Genomic DNA, 23,340 nt, shown 5'->3' with positions numbered 1-23,340 from the left:
ACGATGCCGGGCCCTTCGTCGCGCGCCACGGGTCAGCTGCCCGAGCCCGGCTCGGCCATCCGGCGGTGCTGCTCGGACTTGAGCTTGTCCGGAATGATCTTGCCGGCGGCGGTCTGCACCTTGTTCATCAGCGAGCCGGCGGTGATCGTCTGATCACCCCTCATCATCGCCTCGAAGCCCTGCTCGGCGACCTTCGCCGGGTCGTCCTTCCTGCCCGAGCCCACCCGGGTGTCCTCCATGTCGGCGCGGTCGAAGAACTCCGTGTCGGTCGGCCCGGGCATTAGCGAGGTCACCGTGACGCCGGTGTCCTTCAACTCGTTGCGCAGCGCCTCGGCGAAGGACTGCACGAACGACTTCGACGCGTTGTAGACCGCCTGGAACGGCCCCGGCATGGTGGAGGCGATCGACGAGGTGAAGAGGACCCGGCCCGCGCCCCGCTCGACCATCCCGGGCAGCAGCCGCTTCGCCAGGTGCACCGTCGAGCGCACGTTGAGGTCGACGATCTCCAACTCGTCAGCGAGGTCGGTGCCGCCGACGAAGGCGCCACCGGCGCCCCGGCCGGCGTTGAGCGCCAGCGCGTCCAGCGGCCGTCCGGTCGCGGTGACGGCCGCCACCAGTTCCGACACGCCCTGCTCGCGGGCCAGGTCGACGCGGACCGACCAGATCTGCGGGCCGCCGTCGCGGCGCAGCTTCTGCGCGGCCAGCTCGATGCCGTCGTCCTCGGCCGCGATCACCAGGTCGAAGCCGTGCTCGACGAACTGCGCCGCCAGCTCGTACCCGATCCCGCTGGAGGCGCCGGTCACCAGGGCGAGCGGCCGGTCGGAGGTGGGTGTGGTCATGTTCTCGACTCCTTCTGTGCGAACCCTGGCCGCACCCGTGACGGTGCGGTGGTCTCCTACCGTGTGCCCCGCGACGCACCGCCCAATCACGTCGGCGGGGTCGCCTCCCGGAGGGTGGCCCGAACGGCCGGCTCCGGCCCGGTAGGATCCTCCCGGGCCGTTACTGGCGCGTGGGGATGGAGAACCATCGGGGAGCGGCCTCGTCACGTGGACGTTTGCCGAGCGCCTGGGCCTTCCCGCACGTCTGTTGGAGGTCGCATGTCCCGCAACGCCGAGTCCACCGCATTCCGGAGTGCCCTTGAGGTGATCCGGGCTGTCGAGCCGCGGGTCGCCGACGCCATCGGCGCCGAGCTGACCGACCAGCGGGAGTCGCTCAAGCTGATCGCCAGCGAAAACTACGCCTCCCCGGCGACCCTGCTGGCCATGGGCAACTGGTTCAGTGACAAGTACGCCGAGGGCACCGTCGGCCGCCGCTTCTACGCCGGCTGCCAGAACGTCGACACCGTCGAGGCGCTCGCCGCCGAGCACGCCCGGGAGCTGTTCGGCGCCGCGCACGCGTACGTGCAGCCGCACTCGGGCATCGATGCCAACCTGGTCGCCTTCTGGGCGGTGCTGGCCGACCGGGTGGAGTCCCCCGCCCTGAAGAAGGCCCAGGTCCGCCAGGTCAACGACCTCACCGAGGCCGACTGGTTCGCGCTGCGCCGCGAGCTGGGCAACCAGCGGATGCTCGGCATGTCGCTGGACGCCGGCGGCCACCTCACCCACGGTTTCCGGCCGAACATCTCCGGCAAGATGTTCGACCAGCGCAGCTACGGCACCGACCCGGCGACCGGCCTGATCGACTACGACCGGGTGGCCGAGGCCGCCCGCGAGTTCAAGCCGCTGATCCTGGTGGGCGGCTACTCGGCGTACCCCCGGAAGGTGAACTTCCGAATCCTGCGCGAGATCGCCGACTCGGTCGGCGCCACCTTCATGGTCGACATGGCGCACTTCGCGGGCCTGGTGGCCGGCAAGGTGTTCACCGGCGACTTCGACCCGGTGCCGCACGCGCACATCGTCACGACCACCACGCACAAGTCGTTGCGCGGCCCGCGCGGCGGCATGGTGCTCTGCCAGCCGGAGTTGGCCGACCAGGTCGACCGGGGCTGCCCGATGGTGCTCGGCGGCCCGCTGCCGCACGTGATGGCCGCCAAGGCGGTCGCGCTCGCCGAGGCCCGCCGGCCCGACTTCGCCGACTACGCCCAGCGGATCGTCGACAACGCGAAGGCGCTCGCCGAGGGGCTGCTGAGCCGGGGCGCAACGCTGGTCACCGGCGGCACCGACAACCACCTGGTGCTGATCGACGTGTCCGGCTACGGGCTCACCGGCCGGCAGGCCGAGCAGGCCCTGCTCGACTCGGGCATCGTCACCAACCGCAACTCGGTCCCGCAGGACCCGAACGGCGCCTGGTACACGTCCGGCATCCGGATCGGCACCCCGGCGCTGACCACCCGGGGCCTGGGCACCGCCGAGATGGACCAGACCGCCGAGCTGATCCACACCGTGCTGACCCAGACCACCGCCGGCGCCAACGCCGACGGCACCCCGTCGAAGGCGAAGTACAACCTGGACGCCGGCCTGGCCGACAAGGTGGCCCGCCAGGCCACCGACCTGCTGGCCACGTACCCCCTCTACCCCGGCATCGACCTGAGCTAGCCCTCGACCGCGTCGATCATGGAGTTGTGGTGCCCGATCCGGGCTGGTGCACGACTTTCGTCCACCACCACAACCCCATGATCGACGCGGGGGCCTCAGTCCATCGGGCGCTTCAGGTGGTAGCGGTGGACTTCGGTGCTGCCCTGGACGTTGTTGACGTCCTCCGCGGCGGAGACCAACTCCCACCCCTCCCGGCCCGCGCGGTTGAGGTGCGCGATGGCGGTGTCGCCGTAGGCGGTGATGTCCTTGCGTGACCCGTCCGGCGCGTACCAGACGAACGAGACGTGAAAATTGCGGCCCTGTCCCTGATAGCGACGGACGAGCAGGGCGTACTCCCAGGCAACCATGCGGCTTATTATGACCGTCCAACCAGGACGGCGGCACGCGGGTCGTCGCGCATTGCCATCCGATGAACGCGGTGTGTCAACCCGCCCGGCGAGTCAACTCGTCGGTGATCAGCGCCGCGAGGCGGTCCAGCCCGACGTCGATCTGCTCCGGTGTGACAGCGCTGACCGACAACCGCAACGCGTGGACCGGCACGCTGTCGTCGTAGAAGTGCGCCATCGGCGTCCACAGCACCCCGTAGTCGCGCCCCGAGCGGTCCAGCAGCGCGTCGTCGACCGGGAACGGCACGGTCACCACCACGAAGAACCCGCCGGCCGGCACCGTCCACCGCACCGCGGGCCGGTCCGGCTGAGCCGGAAAGCGCCGGGTGAGGCCGGCCACCAGGTGGCGCAGATTCCGGGTGTACGCGGACCGCTCCCGGGTGTTCGCGGCCACCAGGCTGCATCCGTGCTCCAGCAGCCGGCCACCGATCACCGCCTGCGCGATCGGCGACGTGTTCACAGTGACCATGCTCTTGATCATGGCGAGTTGGTCGGCGAACGGGCCGACCCGCCCGTCCGGGCCGGCAACCCGCTGGTCGGCGACGACGTACCCGACCCGTGCGCCAGGGAGCACGGTCTTGGCGAACGAGCCGAGGTAGACGACCCGCCGCCCGGTGTCCAACGCCTTCAGGGTGGGCGGGCGCGGCCCGTCGTCGCTGTGGAACAGACCGTACGGGTTGTCCTCCAGCAGCAGCAGATCCTCCTGCCCGGCCAGGTCCAGCAGCCGTTGCCGGTGTGCGGCGTCGATGCTGACCCCGGAGGGGTTGGCGAAGTCCGGCATCAGGTAGCAGGCGCGCGGCCGCAGCCCCGCCGCCCGCGCCCGGCGCACCTGGGCGGCCAGGTCGGCCAGGTCGACCCCGGCCGACCCACTCGCGACCGGCCACACCGGCAGGTCCACCAGCCGGGCCGCCCCGGTCAGCCCGACGTACGTCGGGGCGACCGCGAGCAGCACGTCCGTCGGCCCGGCCCGCAGCGCCCGCAACACCAGGAACATCGCCTCCTGGCAGCCGACGGTCACCACCACGTCCTCCGGGTCGACGGTGATCCCCTCATCGACCGCGAGGTTGCGGGCGATCAGGTGGTGCACGATGCCCTTGGTCCGGCCGTACTGCAGCAGCAGCCGCCGGGCCTGCTCGGGTCGGTGCCCCAGGTCGTCGACGAGGTGCCGGTGGAAGGTGTCCAGGTGCCGGTGCACCGCCGCGAGGTCGAAGAACTCCTCGTACGGCCGGCCGGCCGCGAGGGACACCGCCGCCGGGTAGCGCTCGGACACCTCGTTGAGGAAGTTCATCGAGGTCAGCGCCGGATCGCCCAGCGCGGGGTGCAGGTCGGCGACGCTCAGGTCGACCGGTTCGCCGGCGGCCATCGCTCAGCCGACCCCGAGGGTGCGCAGCTCGCCGGCCGCCACCACGTCGGCGCAGCCGGCCAGGATGAGCGCGTCGGTCAACTCGGCCACGAGCAGCCCCAACGCGTCCCGGGCGGCCGGTTCGCCACCGGCTGCGAGGGCCCAGAGCAGCGGCCGGCCGACCAGCACCCCGGCCGCACCCAACGCCAGCGCCCGCAGCACGTCGGTGCCGCACCGGATGCCGCTGTCCAGCAGCACCTGGCAGTCGTCCCCGACCACGTCGACGACCTGCGGCAGCATGGTGACGCTCGCCGGTGAGCCGTCCAGTTGCCGCCCGCCGTGGTTGGAGACGACCACCGCGTCCGCGCCGACCCGTACCGCCTCGGTCGCGTCGCGCGGGTCCAGCAGCCCCTTGACCACCAGCGGCAGGTCGACCTGCTCGCGCAGCCACGCCAGGTCCGCCCAGCGCAGCGCCGGCGCGAACGACGCGGCGGTGTGCGCGGCGATCGCGGACACCCCGGGCGCACCGGCGTGCGCCAGCGCGTCGCGACCGTCGGGGAGGTTCGCGGCGACCACCTCGGTCGGCAGCCGGAACGCGTTGCGCAGGTCCCGGGGACGTCGGCCGAGCACCGGGACGTCCACGGTGACCACCAGCGCCCGGCACCCGGCCGCGACGACCCGGTCCAGCAGGTCGCGGACGAGCGCCCGGTCGCGCAGCCAGTAGAGCTGGAACCAGACGTCCGCGCCCACCCCGGTGACCTGTTCGATGGGGGTGCTGCCCAGCGTGCTGGCAAGGTACGGGATCCCTGCCGCGCCGGCCGCCGCCGCCAGACCCAGTTCTCCGTCCGGGTGCACCAACCGCTGGTACGCCATCGGCGCCACCCCGACCGGCATGGCGTACCGCCGGCCGAGCAGGTGGGTGCCGAGGTCGACGGTGTCCACCCCGCGCAGCACCCGGGGCAGCACCGCGACCCGGTCCAGCGCGCGACGGTTCGCGGCGAGGGTCACCTCGGACGCGCTGCCGCCGGCCAGGTAGTCCCACACGTCCGGCGGCAGCACGGCCCGGGCCCGCTCGGCGTAGTCGGCGAGCGACACGGCCGGCAGGTCGGCAAACACCCGCTCACCCATCGCCCGGCCCCGGACCCGTCGCGGCATCCGGCTCGGCCGGCTCATCCACCCCGCCCGGCCCGGCCGGCAGTCCGAAGCGCTCGCGGAGGAAGGCCGCGGCGCTTTCCTGCGCGCGCCGACCGTCGGTGAAGGTGCCCGGCATGGCGAAGAACCCGTGGATCATGCTCGGGTAGTGCTCCAGCCGGGTGGACACACCAGCGTCGCGCAGCCGCTCGGCGTACCGCTGCCCCTCGGCGCACAGGGGATCCAGTTCGGCGGTGACCACCAGCGCCGGCGGCAACCCGGACAGGTCGTCGGCGAGCAGCGGCGAGGCCAGCGGATCCTTCGCGTACGCCGGATCGGCCAGGTAGTGCGTCCGGTACCAGGCGACCGAACGGCTGTTGAACAGCGCCGGGTCGTCGTCCCCGGCCGGTTCGCCGCTCTGGTCGGTGTTCGGATAGACCAGCAACTGCGCGGCGAGCGGCGGCCCGTCCGTACGGCTGAGCAGGGTGACCGCGGCGGCCAGGTTCCCGCCGGCGCTGTCGCCTCCCACCGCCAGCCGGGTCGGGTCCACTCCCAGCTCGTCGGCGTGCCGGGCGATCCACGAGGTGGCGGCGTGGCAGTCGTGCACCGCAGCCGGGAAGGGGTGCTCCGGGGCGAGGCGGTAGCCGACGGTGATCACCTGACAGGGCACGGCGTTGGCCAGCCGCCGGCAGATGCCGTCGGCGGTGTCGATGCTGCCGAGCGTCCAGCCGCCGCCGAAGAAGTACAGCAGGGTGGGCAGCGGACCCGACCCGGTCGGCCGGTACACCCGCAGCCGCAGCTCACCGGCGGGCCCGGGGATCCGCTCGTCGCGTACCTCGGTCACCGGCTCGACCGCGCCGCTGCCGGCGCGGATCGCGGCCAGGTCCGCGGCGCGCGCCTCGGAGAGGGTCTGTGCGTACAGCGGCGGGGTGCCGGCCGCGGCACGGGCCGCCCGGTAGGCCGCCACCTCCGGGTGCACTGCCATCTCGCTCCTATCCACCGGTGTTGACCAGCAACGTGTCGATGCCGCGTAGAAACAGGCTGCCGCTGTACGCCGGCGTCTCGGTGACCGTCAGCGCGGGGAACCGGGCGAACAGCCGGGGCAGCGCGAGGCGGCCCTCCAGCCGCGACACCGCCGCGCCGAGGCAGAAGTGCGGGCCCACCCCGAAGGCCAGCGACGGCGGGCCGCAACGGGTCGGGTCGAAGGTGTCCGGTGCCGGGAAGCGGGCCGGGTCGCGGTTGGCGGCCCCGATCATGATGAGCACGTTGTCGTCAGTGGCGACCGGCACGCCGTGCAGCACGGTGTCGGTCGGCGCGGCGCGGGCCAGGAAGTGCACGGGGCTCGCCAACCGCAGCACCTCGTCGACGCAGCCCTGCGCCAGCGTGGCGTCGGTGGGCAGCGCCGCGACGGTCTGCGGGTGGGCCAGCAGCAACGGCAGTCCGTTGCTGAACATGTAGACGGTGGTGACGAAGCTGGCGTTGAACAGCACGATCAGGTTGCTGACCAGTTCCTCCTCGGTCAGCTCCACCTCCCCGGAGTCGAGGGCCTCGACCAACGCGCTGAGCAGGTCGTCGCCGGGCACCCGGCGGCGGTGCCCGAGCAGCTCCCGGTAGAAGGCCCGCAACTCCCGCGCGGCGGTGTTGGCCGCGGCCAGCCGCTGCGGGGTCTTCCCCGCCACGTCCAGGAACTCGTCGATCCACTCCACCCGTTCGCGGTACCACTGCAACTCCGCTGCCGGGATGCCGATGAACTCGGCCATCACCAGCGCCGGAATCGGGTACGCGAAGTCGGCCACGAAGTCGACGACGCCCTCCCCGGCGTCCGCCATCCGGTCCAGCAGCTCGTCCACCACCCGCAGGATCACCGGTTCCAGCGCGCCGAGCCGGCGCGGCGTGAAGGTGCGGGAGAAGACGTGCCGCATCCGGGTGTGATCGGGCGGGTTGACGAACATCATCGAGGTCTGGAAAGTCCGCAGGATCTCCTGCTCCTCCCAGCCCGGCGGCGGCTGCTTCGTCCACTCCGGATCGCGCAGCAGCCCGTCGACCAGGTCGTAGCCGACCGCGACGGCGGTCACCGTCCGGTGCTCGGCGCGGGCCGGCAGCGCGCTGATCGGGCCGAGCCGGTGCAGGTCCGCGTACCACGGGTACGGGTCCTGTCTGCCCTCCTCGCTGTACAGGCCGGTGAGTATCTCGTCCACGTCCACGGCCAACTCCTCCCCCCGCCGATGTCGGTGACCGGGGGCAGCGGGGATCACCCGCCGCCCCCGGCCCATGTCACAGGTCGAGCAGCCGCAGCGGCACGGCGTTTGCCAGTGCCTGGTTGCCGGCGTCGTTCGGGTGGATGTGGTCCCCCGAGTCGTACGCGGGCAGCAGTTGGCTGGGCCGTGCCGGGTCGCGCAGCACCCGGTCGAAGTCGAGCAGCCCGTCGAACTCCCGACTGCCGCGCAGGTACGCGTTCACCGCCTGGCGGGTGGCCTCCTTCTGCGGCGTCCACACGCCCGGCGCGCCGTGCCCCTCGTACGGCGTCAGCGTGGCCACCAGGCTGGTCAGCCCGCGCTGCTGGAGCTGCTGGTTGATCTGCCGCAGCGTGCCGATGATCGCCTCGGGTGAGTCGTTCGACATCCAGATGTCGTTGATGCCCAGGTGGGTGACGACGGTACGCACCCCGGTCTGGCCGAACACGTCCTCGTTGAGCCGGGCCGCCGCGTTCGGGCCGAGCTGGTAGTAGCCCGGGTAGTTGCCGTCGCCCGGCTCGGTGCCCTCGTGGTTGAGCCGGTTGCCGGCCAGGCTCAGGTTGAGCACGCCCGGGGTGCGCCGGTCCGGCCGGTCGGCGAGCAGCCGGTCGGAGAGCAGGTCGGGCCAGCGCCGGTTGGCGTTTACGGTGCTGCCGTTGCCGTCGCCGATGGAGTCGCTGAGCACTACCAGCGCGCCGGGGCTGCCCTTGCGCTGCACGTCGACGCCGGAGAGGAAGAACCAGCAGCAGGTCGGACGGGTGGTGAACCCGGTGCCCTCGGCCACCCCGGTCAGATCCCCGGCACCGATGAAGTTGGCCTGCTGGGACTGCCCGTGGAACGTGGTCGGGCCGGTCGGCGTCGGGAAGTGCACTGTGACCACCAGGTCGCTGTCGTCAGCGACCGGGAAGGCCAACGGGTCGCTGAGCAGTTCGGCGCCCCGGTTCATGGTCGCCGTGGTGGCACCGGTGAAGGTCAGCGGGCGTACCGAGGCGGCGTCGATGTCGGAGAGGTCGTCGGGGGTCGCGGTGTTCGGCCGGGCCACTGTGGCGCGTCCTACCTTGACCGCCTGCTCGCCGTAGAGGTTGCTCAGGCGGACCCGCAGTGCCGGGCCGCCCACGGAGACGTGCACGATCATCCGGACGCTCTGGTCGTTGAGGCCGGTGTTGGTCAACCCGACCGAGTTGCCCCGGGTGACAGCGGTGGCCCAGCTGCCCGCCCACTCGGCGCGGTCGGGTCGGCTGGCGGCGGTGCCGGACGGACCGGCGCTGGCGACGACGGCGGGTGCGCCGGCGATCAACAGCGCGGCCGCAGCGGCGATGACATGCCATCTCTTCGGGGTTGCCGTTGCCATGGAACCTCCATCGTGTGGCAGCCCAGGGCCGTCCGCTGACGGCGCCCGCCTGGACGATGGTCCAGAAACCTAGCCGCCGCCGCTGACAGGCGTCAATCAACCTGATCGACGCGATCAAATGTCCGGCGGGACGCTCGGACCGCCCGTCGGCACGGTTTCGACCAGCCGTTTCCCGCCTAGGCTTCCAGGCGGCGGCGGAGCGGTCGCCCGAGCGCGCCACCGTCGCGTCGTCACCGGGAGCTGCCCGGGGACCGCCGCTTTCTCGGATGGGGGCTGCCGGATGACTGACGGACCCGGGCACACCACTACCTACGTGCACAGGGTGTTGGACCTCTTCGCCGAATTCGGCGACCGGGAGGCGTTGGTCGGCGCCGATCGGCGACTCACCTACGCCGAGGCCGCCGCGCGGGTCCGGGCGATGGCCGCGACGTTGACCCGGCATGGCGTACGGCCGGGGTCGGCGGTGTTGGTGACCGTGGCGAACACGGTGGAGGGTCCACTGCTGCAACTGGCCCTGCACCTGCTCGGCTGCCGGACGATGTGGGTCGCCCCGGTGACCGCGCGCCGGGAGGTCGACGAGTTCATCCGGTTGGCTCGCCCGGACGCCCTGGTCTACGACGCCCGGGACGGGGCCAGCCTGGGCCCGGAGCTGGCCGTCGCGCTGCCCGGCACACCGGTCTGCTGTCTGGGCGCGGGTGGCGCCGGCCCTGACCTCACCGCCGACACCGACGTGGCGGAGCTGCCGGCGCCCGTGCCGGCGCCCGAGTCGTTCCTGCAGACCAGTGGCACCACCGGCAGCCCCAAGCTGGTGCACCACCGGGAGAGCTTCTACGCCCAGATCCTCGCCCTGGCCGCCGACTTCCGCGCCGCCGGGTTCCCGTTGCTGCGACACCTGTCCCACTCGCCGATGTGGCTGGCCAGCGGGCAGATCACCACACTGTTCAACCTGTTCACCGGCGGGGTGCTGTTCCTGCGCGACGACTGGGACCCGGTGGCCTTCGTGGACACCGTGCAACGGGAGCGGATCAACTCGACCTTCGTCACCCCGCCGATGCTCTACGAGGTGTTGGACCACCCGGCGCTGGTGGGCGCGGACTTCTCCGCCATGTTCATGTTCAACGTGGGCGCCGGGCCCGCCGCGCCCGCCCGGCTGCGCCAGGCCATCGCGCGGTTCGGTCCGGTGCTGCGCATCGTGTACGGCCTCAGCGAGGCGGTCGTGATCACCGCGCTGCCCGGGCTGACCGACGATCCGGAGCACCCGGAGCGGTTGCGCTCCTGCGGGCGGCCCTACGGCGACGTCCGCATCGAGATCCGCGACGACGACGGCGCGGTGCTGCCGACCGGCCGCGACGGCGAGGTGTGGGTGCGGACCCGACTGAGCTTCGCCGGCTACCACGGTCAGCCCGAGCTGACCGCGCAGACGCTCGTCGACGGGTGGGTGCGAACCCGCGACATCGGCCACCTCGACGACGACGGCTACCTCTACCTCGTCGACCGGGCCCACGACATGATCGTCACGCATCGCCGGAACTGGGCGATCTTCTGCCGTCCCATCGAGGACGTGCTGGTCGGGCACTCCCAGGTACGGGCCGCCGCCGTGATCGGCGTGCCGGACGAGACGGTCGGCGAGGTGCCGTACGCGTACGTGGTGCTCGGGCCGGGCGCGACGGTCACCGGGGCGGAACTGATCGACCTGGTGACCGCCGAACTCAACGAGATGTGGGCGCCGGCCGCTGTGGAGTTCCTCGACCGGCTGCCGGTGAACCGGTCGATGAAGGTGGACAAGCGGGCGCTGCGCGCGCGGTACGCGGCCCGTCGGGCGGCGGCGGTCGGGGCGTGACCCCCCGCCGACAACTGGTCGTCCTGGTCAGCGCGGACCTGATCTCCAACCTGGGCACCCGCATCTCGGTGGTGACCATTCCGTGGCTGGTGCTGGTCACCACCGGCAGCCCCACCAAGATGGGTCTTGTCGCGTTCGCCGAGACCCTGCCCTACCTGCTGTCCAGCGCGTTGGGCACGCCGTGGGCGGACCGGATCGGCCTGCGCCGTACCTCGATCCTCTGCGACGCGGGCAGCGCGGTGGTGATGGTCGTCGTGGCGCTGACCCCGTGGTTGGGCTTCGTCCCGCTGGTGGCGCTCGTCGCGGTGGCCGGCGCGCTGCGGGGCATCGGGGACCGGGTGAAGCACGTGATGTTCCGCCCGGTCGCGGAGGCCGCCGGAGTGCCGCTGATCCGGCTGACCTCCGCGTACGACGGGCTCAGCCGGGTGGTGACACTGTTCGGCGCCGCAGTGGGCGGCCTGCTGATCGCTGTCTTCGGGGTGACCGAGGCGATCCTCATCGACGCGGCCAGCTTCGGGGTCTGCGCGCTGCTCATCGGTGTCCTGGTCCGCCCGCCGGCCGTCCCGACGCAACCCACCCAGCCGGAAGGTTACCTGCGCGCCCTGCGGGGTGGCTTCAGTTACCTGGGCCGGGACCGGCCGCTGCTCGGCATGCTCGCCGTCATCTCGGCGCTGAACATGGTGGCCAACGCGAGCGTGGCCGTCTACATCCCGGTCTGGGTCGCCCGGGAGCTGCCCGGCCCGAGCGGTCTCGGCCTGGTGCTGGCGGCGTTCTCGGCGGGCGCGCTGCTGGGCAACCTGGTGTTCACCGCGCTCGGGCCCCGGCTGCCCCGGCGGCTGACGTTCCTGGTCGGCGCGCTGGTCGCCGGCACGCCCCGGCTGGTGGCGCTGGCGATCAGCGACGAGCTGCCGGTGGTGCTCGTGGTGACGTTCCTGTCCGGAATCGGCATCGCGGCGGTCAACCCGCTGCTCGGCGTGGCGCTCTACGAGCGGGTGCCACCGGAGTTGCAGACCCGGGTGATCGGCATCGCCGGTTCGTTGGCGTTCGTCGGGTTGCCGGTCGGCGCGCTGCTCGGCGGCTGGTCGGTGGACGCTCTGGGATTCACCCCGGCCCTGCTGACCATGGCGGCGGCGTGCCTGGTGGTCACCGCGTACCCGCTGCTGAGCAGGGCCTCCGGCCCGGAGACGCCGGCGCGGCCCACCCCCGTCACCACCCGGTAAAGCGCGCGCGTTGTTCGTCGGACGTTCGGCTGCTGGCCGCGCGGGCGTCGACCGGGGACGGCTAGCGTCGACCGTCGTCACCGCACCTGGAGGTCGCCGCGTATGACGTCACCCACCCGCCGCCGCACCGCCGAGGTCACCGCCGTACGCCGGATCGGCGACAGCGCGCCGCACAGCGCGTTCACCGACCTGGTCCGGTACTCCGGACGTTGGTTCTGCGCCTTCCGGGAGGCCCGCACCCACCTCAGTGACGACGGCGTGATCCGGGTTCTGACGTCGACGGACGGTCGGTCCTGGACCTCCGCGACGGTCATCGCGCAGGCCGGCACCGACCTGCGCGATCCGCGCTTCGTGGCACGACCCGACGGGCGGCTGCAACTGCTGGCGGCGGCCGCCACCGGCGCGGTCACCAAGACGTTCCAGACGGTGACCTGGCTCTCCACCGACGGGCACGCCTGGGGCGGTCCGACCCAGGTGGGCGAGCCGGGCGTCTGGGTGTGGCGGGCGGCCTGGCACGACGACGCGATGTACGGCGTCGGCTACGCCACCCGGGAGCCGAGGTTCGCCCGGCTCTACCGGAGCACGGACGGGGTGGACCTGCGGCAGTGGGTGCCGATGCTGTTCGAGGACGGGTACCCCAACGAGTCCGGTCTGGTCTTCGCCCCGGACGGCACCGCCCTCTGCCTGCTGCGGCGGGACGCGGGCACCGCGAGCGCGCAGCTCGGCCGGGCCGTGCCGCCGTACCGGGACTGGACCTGGACGGATCTCGGTGTCCAGGTGGGCGGGCCGACGCTGCTCCGGCTGCCCGACGGGCTGCTGCTGGCCGGGGTGCGGCTGCACGACGGCGAGGTCCGCACCGCGATCTGCGTCGTCGACCCGGACCGGGGCGAGCTGACCGAGCTGGTCGCGCTGCCGTCCGGCGGCGACACCAGCTACCCCGGCCTGGTCTGGCACGACGACCTGCTCTGGGTGAGCTACTACTCGTCGCACGAGGGGCGGACCTGTGTCTACCTGGCCGAGGTCAGCCTGACCGGCTGAGCCTGGCCGGGCAGCCCGGCGGTCGGCTAGCGTGCCGGCATGCCATCGACGCTCGCCGAATCGACGGACCCGTACTGTCTGCGCCCCGGGGAGGCCGCCGAGCTGCTGAACGGGCACCCGTGGCGGCGGTTCGTGGCGCTCGGCGACAGCGTCGTGGAGGGCATGTGTGAGCCGACACCGGGCTACCCGGACGTACAGTGGGTCGACCGGGTCGCCGCCGAGCTGACCGCCGTGCGCCCCGAGTTGGCGTACCGGAATCTGGGTCGACGCGGGCTGCGCGCGCACCAGGTGCGGGCCACCCAGCTCGCCCCGGCGCTGGCGTTCGCACCGGACCTGGCGCTGGTCGTCTGCGGGGGCAACGACGCCTTCCACCCGGCGTACGACGCGGAGGCGGTGGACGCCGAGCTGACCGCGATGATCATCGGGCTGCGCGACGTGGGCGCCGACGTGATCACAGTTGGCATGTTCGACGTCTCGCACAGCCCGGCGGTGCCCGCGCACCTGCGGCCCGGCCTGGGCGACCGAATGCGCCGCCTGTCGGCCCACACGGCAAGCCTGGCCGAGCGCCTGAACACCATCCACGTGCACCTGACCGACCATCCCCTGACGGCCGACCCCACCCTCTACAGCACCGACGGCCGCCACGGCAGCGCCCGCAGCGACGCCGTGGCCACCGCCGAAACCCTCCGCGCCCTGTCCACCCGCCATCCCCTCCGGCGCGGTTAGTCGGTTAGGAGGATTCCGGTTAGGAGGACGCCGTGGGCCAGGTTGAGGATGCCGTCACAGCCGGGGTAGCCGACCCTCGCCAGGCCGCCGGAGGCGTGCCGACCGAACAGGTACGGGGCCAGGGAGTACGGGACGTCGGCGGTGACCGTCTCACCCGTCTCGATCTGGACGAAGTCCATCGACACCCGGTCGGTCGGCAGGTACTCCTGGAGGATGGCGCCGCCCTGGTCGACGGCGGCCCGCACACCGTCGGCCCAGTCCGCCGCGCTCAACTCCGGGCCGAGCAGCACACCGTGCCCGGCCGAACCGTCGGCCGGCTTCGCCACCAACGTGGCCTGCTCGGCGATGGCCCGGTCGAGCACCGCGGCGGTCAACGGCACCGTGTACGGCACGTGCCGGCGGATCAGTGCCTGGTCGTCGGCGGGCAGCCCGGCCACGTCCTCCCACAACCAACCGAACGTGGTCTTGTTGCCGAGCAGCCAGGCCGCCGCCGACACGAACATCGGCAGGGTGCCGGCGGCGAGGGCCACGGCCACCGCGTCCAGACCGGCGGTCGGGGTGACCCGGTTGGGCACGAACAACCGGAACAGCGCGTCGACCGGGGCGCCGTCGACGACCAGACGGTTGTCGGCGTCCACTGTGGCGGTGGCGACCGGGGCGATGACCAGGTCGATGCCGAAGTCCCGGGCCCGTACGGCGAGGGGGTCGAGGATCCGGATGAACGTCTGCGGGTCGTCGAGGCCCGGGTAGTCGCCGTCGAAGTCCATCAGCAGCGCCACCCGGGCGCCCTCGGGCAGCCGCAGCTCCTCGCGGATCGCCACGAACCGCTGGTCCAGCAGCGACGGCGCGGCCCGCACCGGCAGGTCGTCGAGGATGCCGTGCTCCCGGTAGAGGCCCTCGTACCGCTGGATGACGGTGTCGGCGTCGAACCCACCGCCGAGGCTGCTGTCGATGTTGTACTCGACGAACTTCGGCACCCCGGCGGAGAAGATCACGTCCGGGCGGTACGCGGCCAGCAGCGCCTCGGTCAGCGGCTCGGCCTCGTCCAGCAGCCGGGTCTCCCCCGCCGGTACGCCGAGCAGCCGGCGCAGCTCACCGGCGGTGCCGGCCCGCCGACGGCAGGCGTCGAGGATGAGCTGGGCGAGCCGGTCGCAGACCTCGTTGAGTTCCCGCCAGGCGTCGGCGGTGAGCACCGGGGGTCGGGCCAACCGCCACTGCTTGTTGTAGGTGGCCCGGCCGTGGAAGAGCTGCTCCCAGGCCGCCGCCCCACTGGCCACCATGGCCCGACGGCCCGGCTCCGGAAGGTCGGTCCAGGCCCGGTCGGCCGCCGGCCACGGATAGTTCGGGTCGATCATGATCCGTCCTTCAGGGTCAGGTGGATGGCGGTGGCGAGCTGGTCCCGGCCGGGTTGGACGGCCCGGTCCAGTGCCGGGGCGAACGGCAGCACCGCCCCGTCCGGGCGGGTGACCCGGCGCGGCGGCGCGAGCAACCGGACCCGCTCCACCACGCTCGCGATGATCTCGGCGGCCATTCCGCAGGAACGGTTGCCGTCGTCGAGCACCACGAGGCGTCCGGTGCGGGCCACCGACTCGGTGAGACCGTCGATGTCGAACGGGTACAGGGTGCGCGGGTCGAACACCTCCACCGAGACCTGGTCGGCCAACTCCTCGGCGACGGCGAGCGCGTCGTGCACCAGGTGCCCGATCGCGACCACCGTCACGTCGTCGCCGAAGCGGTGGATCCGGCCCCGGCCCAGCGGCACCGGCGTCAGGTCGTCGACGTCGTCGCGCACGTCCATCGCGCCGGCCGGCGCGAACACCACCACCGGGTCGTCGTGGCGGATCGCGGTGACCAGCAGCCCGTACGCGTCGGCCGGGGTGGCCGGCACGACGGTGACCACGCCGACGTGGGCGAAGAGGCTGTACGGGTGGTCGGAGTGCTGCCCGGCCCACCCGGTACGCGAGCCGGAGCCGGGCACCAGGTAGGTGACGGGGACACTGCACTGCCCGCCGGTCATCAACGGGAACTTGTGCGCGTGGTTGACGATCTGCTCGAAGACCAGGAACAGCAGCGACGGGATCTGGAACTCGACCACCGGCCGCAGCCCGGCCAGCGCCGCACCGGTCGCGAAGCTGGTGAACGCCTGCTCCGACAGGGGGGTGTCGCGGACCCGTTCGGCGCCGAACCGCTTGGCCAGCCCGGTGGTCACCAGCGACGCCCCGACCCGAACGTCCTCGCCGAGCAGGAACACCGCCTCGTCGCGGGCCAACTCGTCAGCGAGGGCCCGGGTCAGCGCCCGGCGGTACGACAGTCGGGGCACCTCAGCCACCTCCGGTGCGGGCGGTCAGGCCGCTGGCGTACAGGTAGGTCAACGCCTCGGCCGGGTCGGGTTCCGGGCTGTCCAGGGCGAACCGCACCGCCGCGTCGAGGGTCGCCTCGACCTCGGCGTCCACGGCGGCGCGATCGGCGTCGGCGAGGCGTTCACCCTGGATGCGCACCGGGTCACGGACCCGACCACGGGTCACCTCGTCGGGTGGGCGATAGTCGTCGAGGCGTACCGCGTGTTCGAAGGTGTGGTGGACGTCGAAGCGGTAGGTCCGGGCCTCGATCAGCTCGGGGCCGCCGCCGGCGCGCATCCGGTCGACGGCGGCGCACGCGGCGACGCGTACCGTCTCGGGGTCCTGGCCGTCGACGCGCACGGCCGGGATGTCGAACGCGGCGGCCCGCCCGGCGATGCTGCCGGCCACCGCGCCGGCGACCGGCATGGTGGTGGCGTAACCGTTGTTCTCGCAGACGAACAGCACCGGCACCCGCCAGAGCGCGGCCAGGTTGAACGCCTCCAGCAGCATCCCCTCGTTGACCGCGCCGTCGCCGAAGAAGCTCACCCCGACGGTGTCGCGGCCCCGGCGGCGGTGGGCCCAGACCGCGCCCGTGATGATCGCCCCGGAGGCGCCGACGATCGCGTTGGCGCCGAGCACGCCGATACTCAGGTCGGCGGCGTGCATCGAACCGCCCCGGCCGGCGTTGAGGCCGGTGACCCGGCCGCACAACTCGGCGAGCATCCGGGCCGGGTCGGCCCCGCGGGCCAGGACGTGCCCGTGCCCCCGATGGGTGCCGGCGAGCACGTCGTCGGCGCCCAGCGCGGCGCAGACGCCGGCGGCGATCCCCTCCTGACCGAGGTACGGGTGGATGCCGCCGACGATCTGCCCGCCGTGGACCAGCTCCACCGCCCGTTCCTCGAACCGGCGGATCAGCCGGACCGTGCGGTAGAGCCGGACCGGGTCGGCGTCGGTCACGCGGGCCCCTTGATGGCGGCCAGGATGTCGTCCCAGAGCCGGGCCCTGGCGGCGAGGGCGGTGTTGACCGTGTCGGCGCACTCCTGCCACTTGGTGTCGTCGTCGCCGCACAGGTCGGCGAGCATCTGCATGGCCATCGGGGTGTGCTGCTCGCCGTCGACCTCGATGTGCCGCTCCAGGTAGTCGACGAACGTGTGCAGCCGGTTGCTGTGCTCGTTGACCGAGACGACCTGGGTGAACATGTCCGGGATCAGGTCCTCCCGGCCGAACGCGAAGGCCGCCGCCTGGCAGTGCACCGGGGTGGACTCGATGATCTGCCAGGTGGTCGCGGCGAACCTCGCCGACGCGGCCGGCACCCCGGCCTCGGCGAGCGCCTCGGTGACCGGCCGGCCGGCGCGCAGCAGGTCGATGAGCGCGTTCACCGCCGTGGTGTCCGCGCCGGCCTCGGCCATGCCCTGCACGTACAGCTCGAAGTGGCTGATGTAGCCGCCGCCCAGCTCGTCGCTCTCCTCGACCATGACGATGTCGTTGATGAGGCGGCGGCTGCCGGTCGGGCCGGTCGGGATCCACGGCACGCTGACGCAGGTCAGCTGTCGTTGCAGCGACTTCAGCAGGGACATGAAGTCCCAGACCGCGAAGACGTGGTGCCGCATGAAGGTGACCAGCGCCTCGTGGGTGTCGAGGTTGGCGTAGAGCGGGTGTTTGACCACGGCGTCGCGCCTGTCGGTCACCGCCCGCTCCAACCGCTCGATGCCCGGGTGCGTCTTACCCCAGTCGTACCGTGACATGTCAGCCTCCCTGCTGGGCGCGGTGGCGCCAGATGATCGGGCAGTAGTCCGGGTCCGCGTAGTCCGGCCGCCCGTCGTGGGTGCGGCGGACCAGCACGTCGTGGTTGTACGCGGCGAGCGTGCCGTCGGAGAGCGGATACTCCCGCCAGGCGTTGTCGCCGTCCTGCAGGTGCAGCGAGATCGCCTGTCGGGGGCGACCGCTGACGTTGGGGCCGCTGCCGTGGTAGGTGCGGCAGTGGTGGAAGCTCACGTGTCCCTTGGGGATCACCATCGGGATCTTGCGGATCTCCGCGCCGTTGTACGCGGCGTTCTCGGCCAGCATCTCCTCCAGCTGGCTGCGCTCCCGGTCGGCGAAGTGGCGCACCACCGTGTCGTCCGCGCCGATTTCCTTCCACCGGTGCGAACCGTCGACCATGGTGATGGTGCCCATCTCCTCCCCGCAGTCGTGGAAGGGGATGAACGCGGTGAGCATCTTCTCCGACGACGAGGACGCCCAGTAGTGCTTGTCGAAGTGCCAGGGCACTATGTTGCTCGGTTCGCCGGAGATCGGCGGCTTGTAGATCAGAGTGGACTGGAAGACCCGGATCTCGTCGGCCTGGGCGAGCCGGGCGGCGACCGCGCCGAGCAGCGGCTTGCGCAGGATCGCGCCGAGCCCGTCGTGTTCGTGGTGGACGTAGTCGTTGTGCCGCTGCACCGGGCCCTTCGATGGCTCCCAGTAGGCCAGCTTCGGTGGGCGTACCGGCAGCCGCCGGTCCCGCTCCCCGTCGTAGTAGCGCTGCGTGGCGGCGGCGAGGGCGTCCACCTCGTCGTCGGTGAGCACCTTTTTCGACAGGTACCAGCCGTGCTCGGCGTAGTGCCGCACGTCGTCGTCGGACGGCAGCAGCGCCCGCTCCTCGGCGGTCAACGTCGGCTCGTACTCCGTGACGGTCATGCCCCCACCCCCTGTGGTGTGGCCGCCACGGCGGCCAGTTCCCGCTCCTTGGCCTCGTAGAGCGCCTTGATGTTGCCGCTGCCGAAGCCGCGCGCGCCGCGTCGCTCGATCAGCTCCAGGAAGAGCGTGCGACGCACGTGCATCGACTCGGCGAAGATCTGCAACAGCTGGCCGTCGTGGTCGGAGTCGACGAGCACACCCAGCTCGCGCAGCCGGTGCAGTGGGGCGTCGATCCGACCGACCCGCGCCTCCAGGGCGTCGTAGTAGCTGGCGGGGGTGCCGGCGAAGCGCACCCCGCGCCGGCCCAGCGCCTCGACCGCGCCGACGATGTCGTCGGTGCGCAGCCCCAGGTGCTGCACTCCCCCACCGGCGTGCTGGTCGAGGAACGCGTCGATCTGCCCGGGCCGCCGGGTGCGGTCCGGTTCGAGCAACACCACTGTGACCCGCCCGGACGGGCTCTGCACCACCTTGGAGTTCATTCCCTGTCCGTCGACCTCGATGTGCTCCTCGAAGATCTGCGCGAAGCCGAACAGCGCCTCGAAGTGCCGGACCGTCTCGTCGAGCTGGCCGGGCGGCACGCAGACCGCCAGGTGGTCGATCTCGGCGAGCACCGGCGGATGACCGTCCGTCGTGGACGCCGCCGCGGTGATGGCGCCGGGCAGGAACTCGCCCCCCTCGCCCCGGCGCTGCACCAGCCGGTGCCGCACGTCGGCGAAACCGTCCACCTCGGCGATCACCACCTCGGCGTCCGCGCCGGTGCGGGTGGTCGGCGGCGTCACCCCGGTCGCGCCCCGGGCCACCAGCTCGGCGTACGCGGCCGGCACGTCGTCGACCTCGACCGCGACGACCCCGATGCCGTCACCGTGGCGTTGCACGTACCGCGACGCCGGATGCTCGGCGCTCAGCCCGGAGGTGAGCAGCAACCGGATGTCGCCGTGGCAGAGCAGCAGCGAGCGCTGCCCCGCCAGCCCGGTCTCCGGACCACCCTGGCCACAGATCTCGAAGCCGACGGCGGTGCTGAAGTAGAAGGCCGCCTGTCGGGCGTCCCCCACGTAGAGTTCGATGTGATCGATACCACGGATGTCCATGTCCCCTGAAACCCTTCCCACCCGATTCCCCTGCGTTGCCCCGTCCGGGCACAACCCGCCCGGAATGCCGCCTCGATCACCCCCTCGGCTCGGCGACCCGGGCCAGCAGCAGGCTCACGTTCTGGCCGCCGAACCCGAACGAGTTGGTGACCGCGTACTCCAGGTCCGCCTTGCGGGGCGTGCCACGGACGTGGTCCGCCGGGCAGGCCGGATCCGGGTCGTCGAGGTGGTACGTCGGCGGCAGCAGCCCCCGACCGAGCGCCAACGCGGTGGCCGCCGCCTCCAGCACCCCGGAGGCACCGAGCAGGTGACCGCTGAGCGCCTTGGTGGAGCTGACCGGCACACCGCCGACGCCGAAGACGTCGGCCAGCGCGGTGGCCTCCGCGATGTCACCGAGCTTCGTGCCGGTGCCGTGCGCGTTGACGTAACCGACCGCCGCCGCCGGCACACCGGCGCTGCGCAGCGCCCGGCGGATGCACGCCGCCGCGCCGGCGCCGTCCGGGCGGGGGGCCGTCGGGTGGTACGCGTCCGTCGTCGCGCCGTGCCCGGCCACCTCGGCATACCCGGCGACGCCGCGCGCCGCGGCGTGCTCGGCGCGTTCGAGCACCAGCAGCGCGGCACCCTCGGACAGGACGAACCCGCTGCGGGAGGTGTCGAACGGCCGACTCGCCCGCCCCGGGTCGGTGCCGGCGCGCGCCAACGCCCGCGCGTTGCCGAAGGTGTCGGCGAAGGTCGGGAAGAGCGGAGCCTCGCTCGCCCCACAGAGCACCACGTCGACCTCTCCGGTCGCGATGAGCCGCGCCCCGTCGGCGACCGCCTGGGCGCCGGAGGCGCAAGCCGTGCCCACCGACGAGCTGTAGCCTCGGATGCCGTGCGCGATGGCGATCCGCGCCGCCGGCATGTTCGGCAGGATCCCGGTGAGCAGGTACGGGCTGACCGCCGCCCGACCCCGGGCCGCCCGGGCCAGCACCTGCGACTCCAGGGTGGCCATCCCGCCGACCCCACCGACGATCACACCGATCCGGTCGGGGTCGACGTCGCGGCCCACCTCTATGCCGGCATCGGTGAGAGCGTCGACGGCGGCGAGCAGGGCGAGGACGACGATCCGGTCCAGCACCCGGGCCTCCGGCCCGGACACGACGGTACGTGGGTCGATGTCGGGCAGCAGACCGGCCACGTCCAGCGACCTGCTCGCCGGGTGCCCCTCGGGCGGGCGGGTCAGCCCGGACCGGCCGGTGGTCAGCGCGTCGAAGGTTTCCTCGACACCCCGCCCGACCGGTGTGAACAGACCCATCCCCGTTATCAACGCGGTCACGCCGCCGCTCCGGTTCGCTCGCTCATGACGTGGCCTCGGTGAGGTAGCGCTCGCGCAGGACCACCTTGCGGACCTTGCCGGTCACGGTGACCGGGATGTCGGCGGAGCGCACCGGCACGACCCGGCGCAGCGTGGCGCCGACGTCCGGGCCGAGGGCGGCGCGGACCCGCTCGGTGCGGTCCTCGTCCTCGTCGGCGCCGGCGGCCAACTCCAGCAGCACGTCGGTGACGACAGCGCCGGCCTCGGCGACGATCACCACAGTGCAGTCGGTGACGTCCGGGCAGGCGGCGAGGATGCGCTCCTCGGACAGCGCGGTGTAGAAGCGCCGCCCGTCACCGGCGTCGACCGAGTCCACCGCCCGGTCCAGGTGGTAGTAGCGGCCGTCGGTGTCGGCGCGGACCAGGTCACCGGTGAGGTACCAGCCGCGCTGGCGGAAGCGGTAGGTGGTGACCGAGTCGTTCCAGTAGCCCCGGAACAGCGACGGCGAGTCGATGCCCAGGAAACCCACCTCGCCGACCGGCACCGGCTCGCCGTCGGCGTCGAGCACCGCGACCTTGGCGAACCGGTACGGGCGGCCGATGCAGCGGCCGTACCGGTCGGTGTCGGCGCGGTGGGTGATGTGGAACATCGAGTGCCCCATCTCGCTGGAGCCCAACCCGTCGATGAAGACCGAGCCGGGCACCTTCGCCACCCCGTCGCGGGTGACGGTGTCGTGCCAACCGACAGCGACCAGGCGGCGGATGTGCGGCTCGTGCGAGGCGTCGCCGGTGTTGAACCACAGCCGCACCGAGGCCAGGTCGTACCCGGACAGGTCGAAGCGGGCCAGCTCCGCCCAGGTGACCGAGAAACCGAACACCCCGTCGGGGCGCCAGCGTTGGATGGCGTCCAGCACCCGCTCGCCGCCCTGCTCGGAGAGCAGGAACATCTGCGCGCGGTTGCCCAGCGCCTGGTTGACCATCAGCACCGTGGCGGTGTGCGGTGCGGGCAGCGCGTTGAGGATCCGGGTGGTGCCCTGCGCCTGCGGCATGGTGAGCAGGTGCCGGGTGGCCGCGAAGAGGCTGGCGTGCGAGTGCAGCACCGCCTTGGGCACCCCGGTCGTCCCGGAGGTGTGGGTGATCACGATCGGGTCGTCCGGGTGGTGCCGGTAGTGCGCCGGGGCCGTGGCCGGGTCGCCCGTGCCTGCCTGCGCGGGGGTGCCGAGCAGCGGTACGCCCAGGTCGTGCCCGGCCAGCAATGCGGTGTGCGCGTCGTCGGCCAGCACACCGACGCCCCGCAGGCGGCGGATGTACTCGGCGGCGATCTCCGGGCGGAGTTTGCCGTTCATCAGCGCCGGGATCGCCCCGAGCCGGGCCAGCGCCAGGTAACTGAGCACCATGTCGGCGGCGGCGGTGGCCCAGACCGCGACCGGGTCGCGGGGGCGTACCCCCTGTTCGTGCAGCCAGGCGGCGCGGGCGGCGACCCGCTCGTCGAGCCGCCCCAGCGTCAGTGGCGTCTCGGCGGGGTGCCCGTCGACTGCGGTGTCGAAGGTCAGGCCGGGCCCGTCCGGGTCGGCGTCGTGCGCCAGCACCCGGGCCAGGACGTTGCCCGCACCCAGCTCGGTGTCGGCGGCCAGTGCGCCGCGCAGTCCTCGTGTCCTCATGGTCGTGCTCCTCCCCCCAGCAGCACCGCGACCGCCTCGGTCGGCCCGTCGGGTGCCTGTTCGATCAGGATCAGCAACACCTCGTCGGCGTCGCCGTCGTCGCGCAGCAGGTCGGCCTCGGCGACGCCGTCGGTGTACGGGTCGCCGGTCGGGCTGAGGCAGACCACCGGGCCGCGTAGGTCCCAGCGAGCCGCGAGGTGCCCGGCGACGCTGTTGGGCACGGACTGGAAGAAGAACAGCGGGCCGATCCGCCCGCCGGTCTCGACGGTGGCCCGTACGTGCTGCGCGCTGGCGAGGTCACCGCTGGCGCTGACCAGCACGATCCCCGTCCGCACCCCGGCGGGCACTCCCGCCGGCCCGTACGCCAGTCGCAGACACCGTTCCGCGACGGCCACCACCACCGGCGCGAAGTCCGAGTGCACAAACCCCGGCACCCCCGCCGCGCCGCCCCCGCCCTCCCCACCCTCAGGCCAGAAAGCCC

General features: G+C 72.6%; 21 protein-coding genes and 1 riboswitch. Of the genes, 5 read left to right on the top strand and 16 right to left on the bottom strand.

Annotated features, from left to right (window positions below; translation table 11 throughout):
• Positions 1-32 precede the first annotated feature (32 nt).
• On the bottom strand, positions 33-839 hold the full coding sequence (locus tag KBX08_RS19250) for an SDR family oxidoreductase (protein WP_210784849.1): 807 nt from the start codon (positions 837-839) through the stop codon (positions 33-35).
• Between the two features lie 149 nt (positions 840-988).
• A riboswitch (ZMP/ZTP riboswitch) is annotated at positions 989-1,078 on the top strand.
• A gap of 19 nt (positions 1,079-1,097) precedes the next feature.
• On the opposite strand from KBX08_RS19250, the gene KBX08_RS19245 reads away from it, so the two are divergent.
• Positions 1,098-2,534, top strand: coding sequence for a glycine hydroxymethyltransferase (locus KBX08_RS19245; RefSeq protein ID WP_210784848.1), 1,437 nt, complete (start codon positions 1,098-1,100; stop codon positions 2,532-2,534).
• A gap of 95 nt (positions 2,535-2,629) precedes the next feature.
• Here the strand turns inward: KBX08_RS19245 and KBX08_RS19240 are convergent, their stop codons facing one another.
• The 6 genes from KBX08_RS19240 to KBX08_RS19215 all read right to left on the bottom strand — a co-directional run bounded on the left by KBX08_RS19240 (position 2,630) and on the right by KBX08_RS19215 (position 8,945).
• Positions 2,630-2,890: a hypothetical protein gene (locus tag KBX08_RS19240; RefSeq protein ID WP_210784879.1), complete on the bottom strand. Its 261-nt coding sequence runs from the start codon at positions 2,888-2,890 to the stop codon at positions 2,630-2,632.
• Positions 2,891-2,957: 67 nt separating this feature from the next.
• The gene (locus KBX08_RS19235; protein ID WP_210784847.1) at positions 2,958-4,283 is read right to left on the bottom strand and encodes a PLP-dependent aminotransferase family protein; all 1,326 of its coding nucleotides are present in this window, start codon (positions 4,281-4,283) and stop codon (positions 2,958-2,960) included.
• Positions 4,284-4,286: 3 nt separating this feature from the next.
• Positions 4,287-5,390, bottom strand: a complete 1,104-nt coding sequence (locus KBX08_RS19230) for an alpha-hydroxy acid oxidase (RefSeq protein WP_210784878.1) — start codon at positions 5,388-5,390, stop codon at positions 4,287-4,289.
• Positions 5,383-6,378, bottom strand: a complete 996-nt coding sequence (locus KBX08_RS19225; RefSeq protein ID WP_210784846.1) for an alpha/beta hydrolase — start codon at positions 6,376-6,378, stop codon at positions 5,383-5,385. Before KBX08_RS19225 ends, KBX08_RS19230 begins: the two co-directional genes overlap by 8 nt.
• A 7-nt stretch (positions 6,379-6,385) precedes the next feature.
• Positions 6,386-7,597 (bottom strand): cytochrome P450, encoded by a 1,212-nt coding sequence (locus tag KBX08_RS19220; protein ID WP_307850582.1) that lies wholly within the window; start codon positions 7,595-7,597, stop codon positions 6,386-6,388.
• A gap of 70 nt (positions 7,598-7,667) precedes the next feature.
• Positions 7,668-8,945: an SGNH/GDSL hydrolase family protein gene (locus tag KBX08_RS19215; protein WP_210784877.1), complete on the bottom strand. Its 1,278-nt coding sequence runs from the start codon at positions 8,943-8,945 to the stop codon at positions 7,668-7,670.
• A gap of 313 nt (positions 8,946-9,258) precedes the next feature.
• Between KBX08_RS19215 and KBX08_RS19210 the strand changes: the two genes are divergently transcribed.
• The 4 genes from KBX08_RS19210 to KBX08_RS19195 all read left to right on the top strand — a co-directional run bounded on the left by KBX08_RS19210 (position 9,259) and on the right by KBX08_RS19195 (position 13,802).
• Complete coding sequence (locus KBX08_RS19210; protein WP_210784844.1) at positions 9,259-10,818, top strand: AMP-binding protein; 1,560 nt, start codon at positions 9,259-9,261, stop codon at positions 10,816-10,818.
• Complete coding sequence (locus KBX08_RS19205; RefSeq protein ID WP_210784843.1) at positions 10,815-12,038, top strand: MFS transporter; 1,224 nt, start codon at positions 10,815-10,817, stop codon at positions 12,036-12,038. The genes KBX08_RS19210 and KBX08_RS19205 overlap by 4 nt, the downstream gene beginning before the upstream one ends.
• Positions 12,039-12,140: 102 nt before the next feature.
• Positions 12,141-13,076 carry a sialidase family protein gene (locus tag KBX08_RS19200; RefSeq protein ID WP_210784842.1) on the top strand — a complete coding sequence of 312 codons (936 nt, stop codon included), beginning with the start codon at positions 12,141-12,143 and terminating at the stop codon, positions 13,074-13,076.
• 39 nt (positions 13,077-13,115) lie between these two features.
• Positions 13,116-13,802: an SGNH/GDSL hydrolase family protein gene (locus KBX08_RS19195; RefSeq protein ID WP_210784841.1), complete on the top strand. Its 687-nt coding sequence runs from the start codon at positions 13,116-13,118 to the stop codon at positions 13,800-13,802.
• On the opposite strand, the gene KBX08_RS19190 is transcribed toward KBX08_RS19195, so the two are convergent.
• The 9 genes from KBX08_RS19190 to KBX08_RS19150 all read right to left on the bottom strand — a co-directional run.
• Complete coding sequence (locus tag KBX08_RS19190; RefSeq protein ID WP_210784840.1) at positions 13,799-15,157, bottom strand: hypothetical protein; 1,359 nt, start codon at positions 15,155-15,157, stop codon at positions 13,799-13,801. The two genes, KBX08_RS19195 and KBX08_RS19190, sit on opposite strands and share 4 nt — an antisense overlap.
• Positions 15,154-16,122, bottom strand: a complete 969-nt coding sequence (locus tag KBX08_RS19185; RefSeq protein ID WP_210784839.1) for an alpha-ketoacid dehydrogenase subunit beta — start codon at positions 16,120-16,122, stop codon at positions 15,154-15,156. The genes KBX08_RS19190 and KBX08_RS19185 overlap by 4 nt, the downstream gene beginning before the upstream one ends.
• Position 16,123: 1 nt before the next feature.
• On the bottom strand, positions 16,124-17,098 hold the full coding sequence (locus tag KBX08_RS19180; protein ID WP_210784838.1) for a thiamine pyrophosphate-dependent dehydrogenase E1 component subunit alpha: 975 nt from the start codon (positions 17,096-17,098) through the stop codon (positions 16,124-16,126).
• Entirely contained in the window at positions 17,095-17,886 is a 792-nt protein-coding gene (locus KBX08_RS19175) for a DUF3050 domain-containing protein (RefSeq protein ID WP_210784837.1), read from the bottom strand. The genes KBX08_RS19180 and KBX08_RS19175 overlap by 4 nt, the downstream gene beginning before the upstream one ends.
• A gap of 1 nt (position 17,887) precedes the next feature.
• Positions 17,888-18,817: a phytanoyl-CoA dioxygenase family protein gene (locus KBX08_RS19170; protein WP_210784836.1), complete on the bottom strand. Its 930-nt coding sequence runs from the start codon at positions 18,815-18,817 to the stop codon at positions 17,888-17,890.
• Positions 18,814-19,905: a 4-hydroxyphenylpyruvate dioxygenase gene (gene hppD / locus KBX08_RS19165; protein WP_210784835.1), complete on the bottom strand. Its 1,092-nt coding sequence runs from the start codon at positions 19,903-19,905 to the stop codon at positions 18,814-18,816. Before hppD ends, KBX08_RS19170 begins: the two co-directional genes overlap by 4 nt.
• A gap of 76 nt (positions 19,906-19,981) precedes the next feature.
• Positions 19,982-21,220: a beta-ketoacyl synthase gene (locus KBX08_RS19160; RefSeq protein ID WP_210784834.1), complete on the bottom strand. Its 1,239-nt coding sequence runs from the start codon at positions 21,218-21,220 to the stop codon at positions 19,982-19,984.
• Between the two features lie 22 nt (positions 21,221-21,242).
• Positions 21,243-22,859, bottom strand: a complete 1,617-nt coding sequence (locus tag KBX08_RS19155) for a class I adenylate-forming enzyme family protein (RefSeq protein ID WP_210784833.1) — start codon at positions 22,857-22,859, stop codon at positions 21,243-21,245.
• The coding region (locus tag KBX08_RS19150) for a beta-ketoacyl synthase chain length factor (protein WP_210784832.1) at positions 22,856-23,340 on the bottom strand (485 nt) is incomplete at its 5' end. The genes KBX08_RS19155 and KBX08_RS19150, both read right to left, overlap by 4 nt.

The organism is Micromonospora sp. H61, from assembly GCF_018070325.1.
Classification (GTDB): Bacteria; Actinomycetota; Actinomycetes; order Mycobacteriales; family Micromonosporaceae; genus Micromonospora; species Micromonospora salmantinae.
This window is presented reverse-complemented; position numbering and strand designations above follow the sequence as displayed.

Bases quoted from the DNA above. Each gene is read 5' to 3' on its own strand.
- KBX08_RS19250 (WP_210784849.1), bottom strand. From the start codon at position 839: ATGACCACACCCACCTCCGACCGGCCGCTCGCCCTGGTGACCGGCGCC.
- KBX08_RS19245 (WP_210784848.1), top strand. From the start codon at position 1,098: ATGTCCCGCAACGCCGAGTCCACCGCATTCCGGAGTGCCCTTGAGGTG.
- KBX08_RS19235 (WP_210784847.1), bottom strand. From the start codon at position 4,283: ATGGCCGCCGGCGAACCGGTCGACCTGAGCGTCGCCGACCTGCACCCC.
- KBX08_RS19230 (WP_210784878.1), bottom strand. From the start codon at position 5,390: ATGGGTGAGCGGGTGTTTGCCGACCTGCCGGCCGTGTCGCTCGCCGAC.
- KBX08_RS19225 (WP_210784846.1), bottom strand. From the start codon at position 6,378: ATGGCAGTGCACCCGGAGGTGGCGGCCTACCGGGCGGCCCGTGCCGCG.
- KBX08_RS19210 (WP_210784844.1), top strand. From the start codon at position 9,259: ATGACTGACGGACCCGGGCACACCACTACCTACGTGCACAGGGTGTTG.
- KBX08_RS19200 (WP_210784842.1), top strand. From the start codon at position 12,141: ATGACGTCACCCACCCGCCGCCGCACCGCCGAGGTCACCGCCGTACGC.
- KBX08_RS19195 (WP_210784841.1), top strand. From the start codon at position 13,116: ATGCCATCGACGCTCGCCGAATCGACGGACCCGTACTGTCTGCGCCCC.
- KBX08_RS19190 (WP_210784840.1), bottom strand. From the start codon at position 15,157: ATGATCGACCCGAACTATCCGTGGCCGGCGGCCGACCGGGCCTGGACC.
- KBX08_RS19175 (WP_210784837.1), bottom strand. From the start codon at position 17,886: ATGTCACGGTACGACTGGGGTAAGACGCACCCGGGCATCGAGCGGTTG.
- KBX08_RS19170 (WP_210784836.1), bottom strand. From the start codon at position 18,817: ATGACCGTCACGGAGTACGAGCCGACGTTGACCGCCGAGGAGCGGGCG.
- hppD (WP_210784835.1), bottom strand. From the start codon at position 19,905: ATGGACATCCGTGGTATCGATCACATCGAACTCTACGTGGGGGACGCC.
- KBX08_RS19155 (WP_210784833.1), bottom strand. From the start codon at position 22,859: ATGAGGACACGAGGACTGCGCGGCGCACTGGCCGCCGACACCGAGCTG.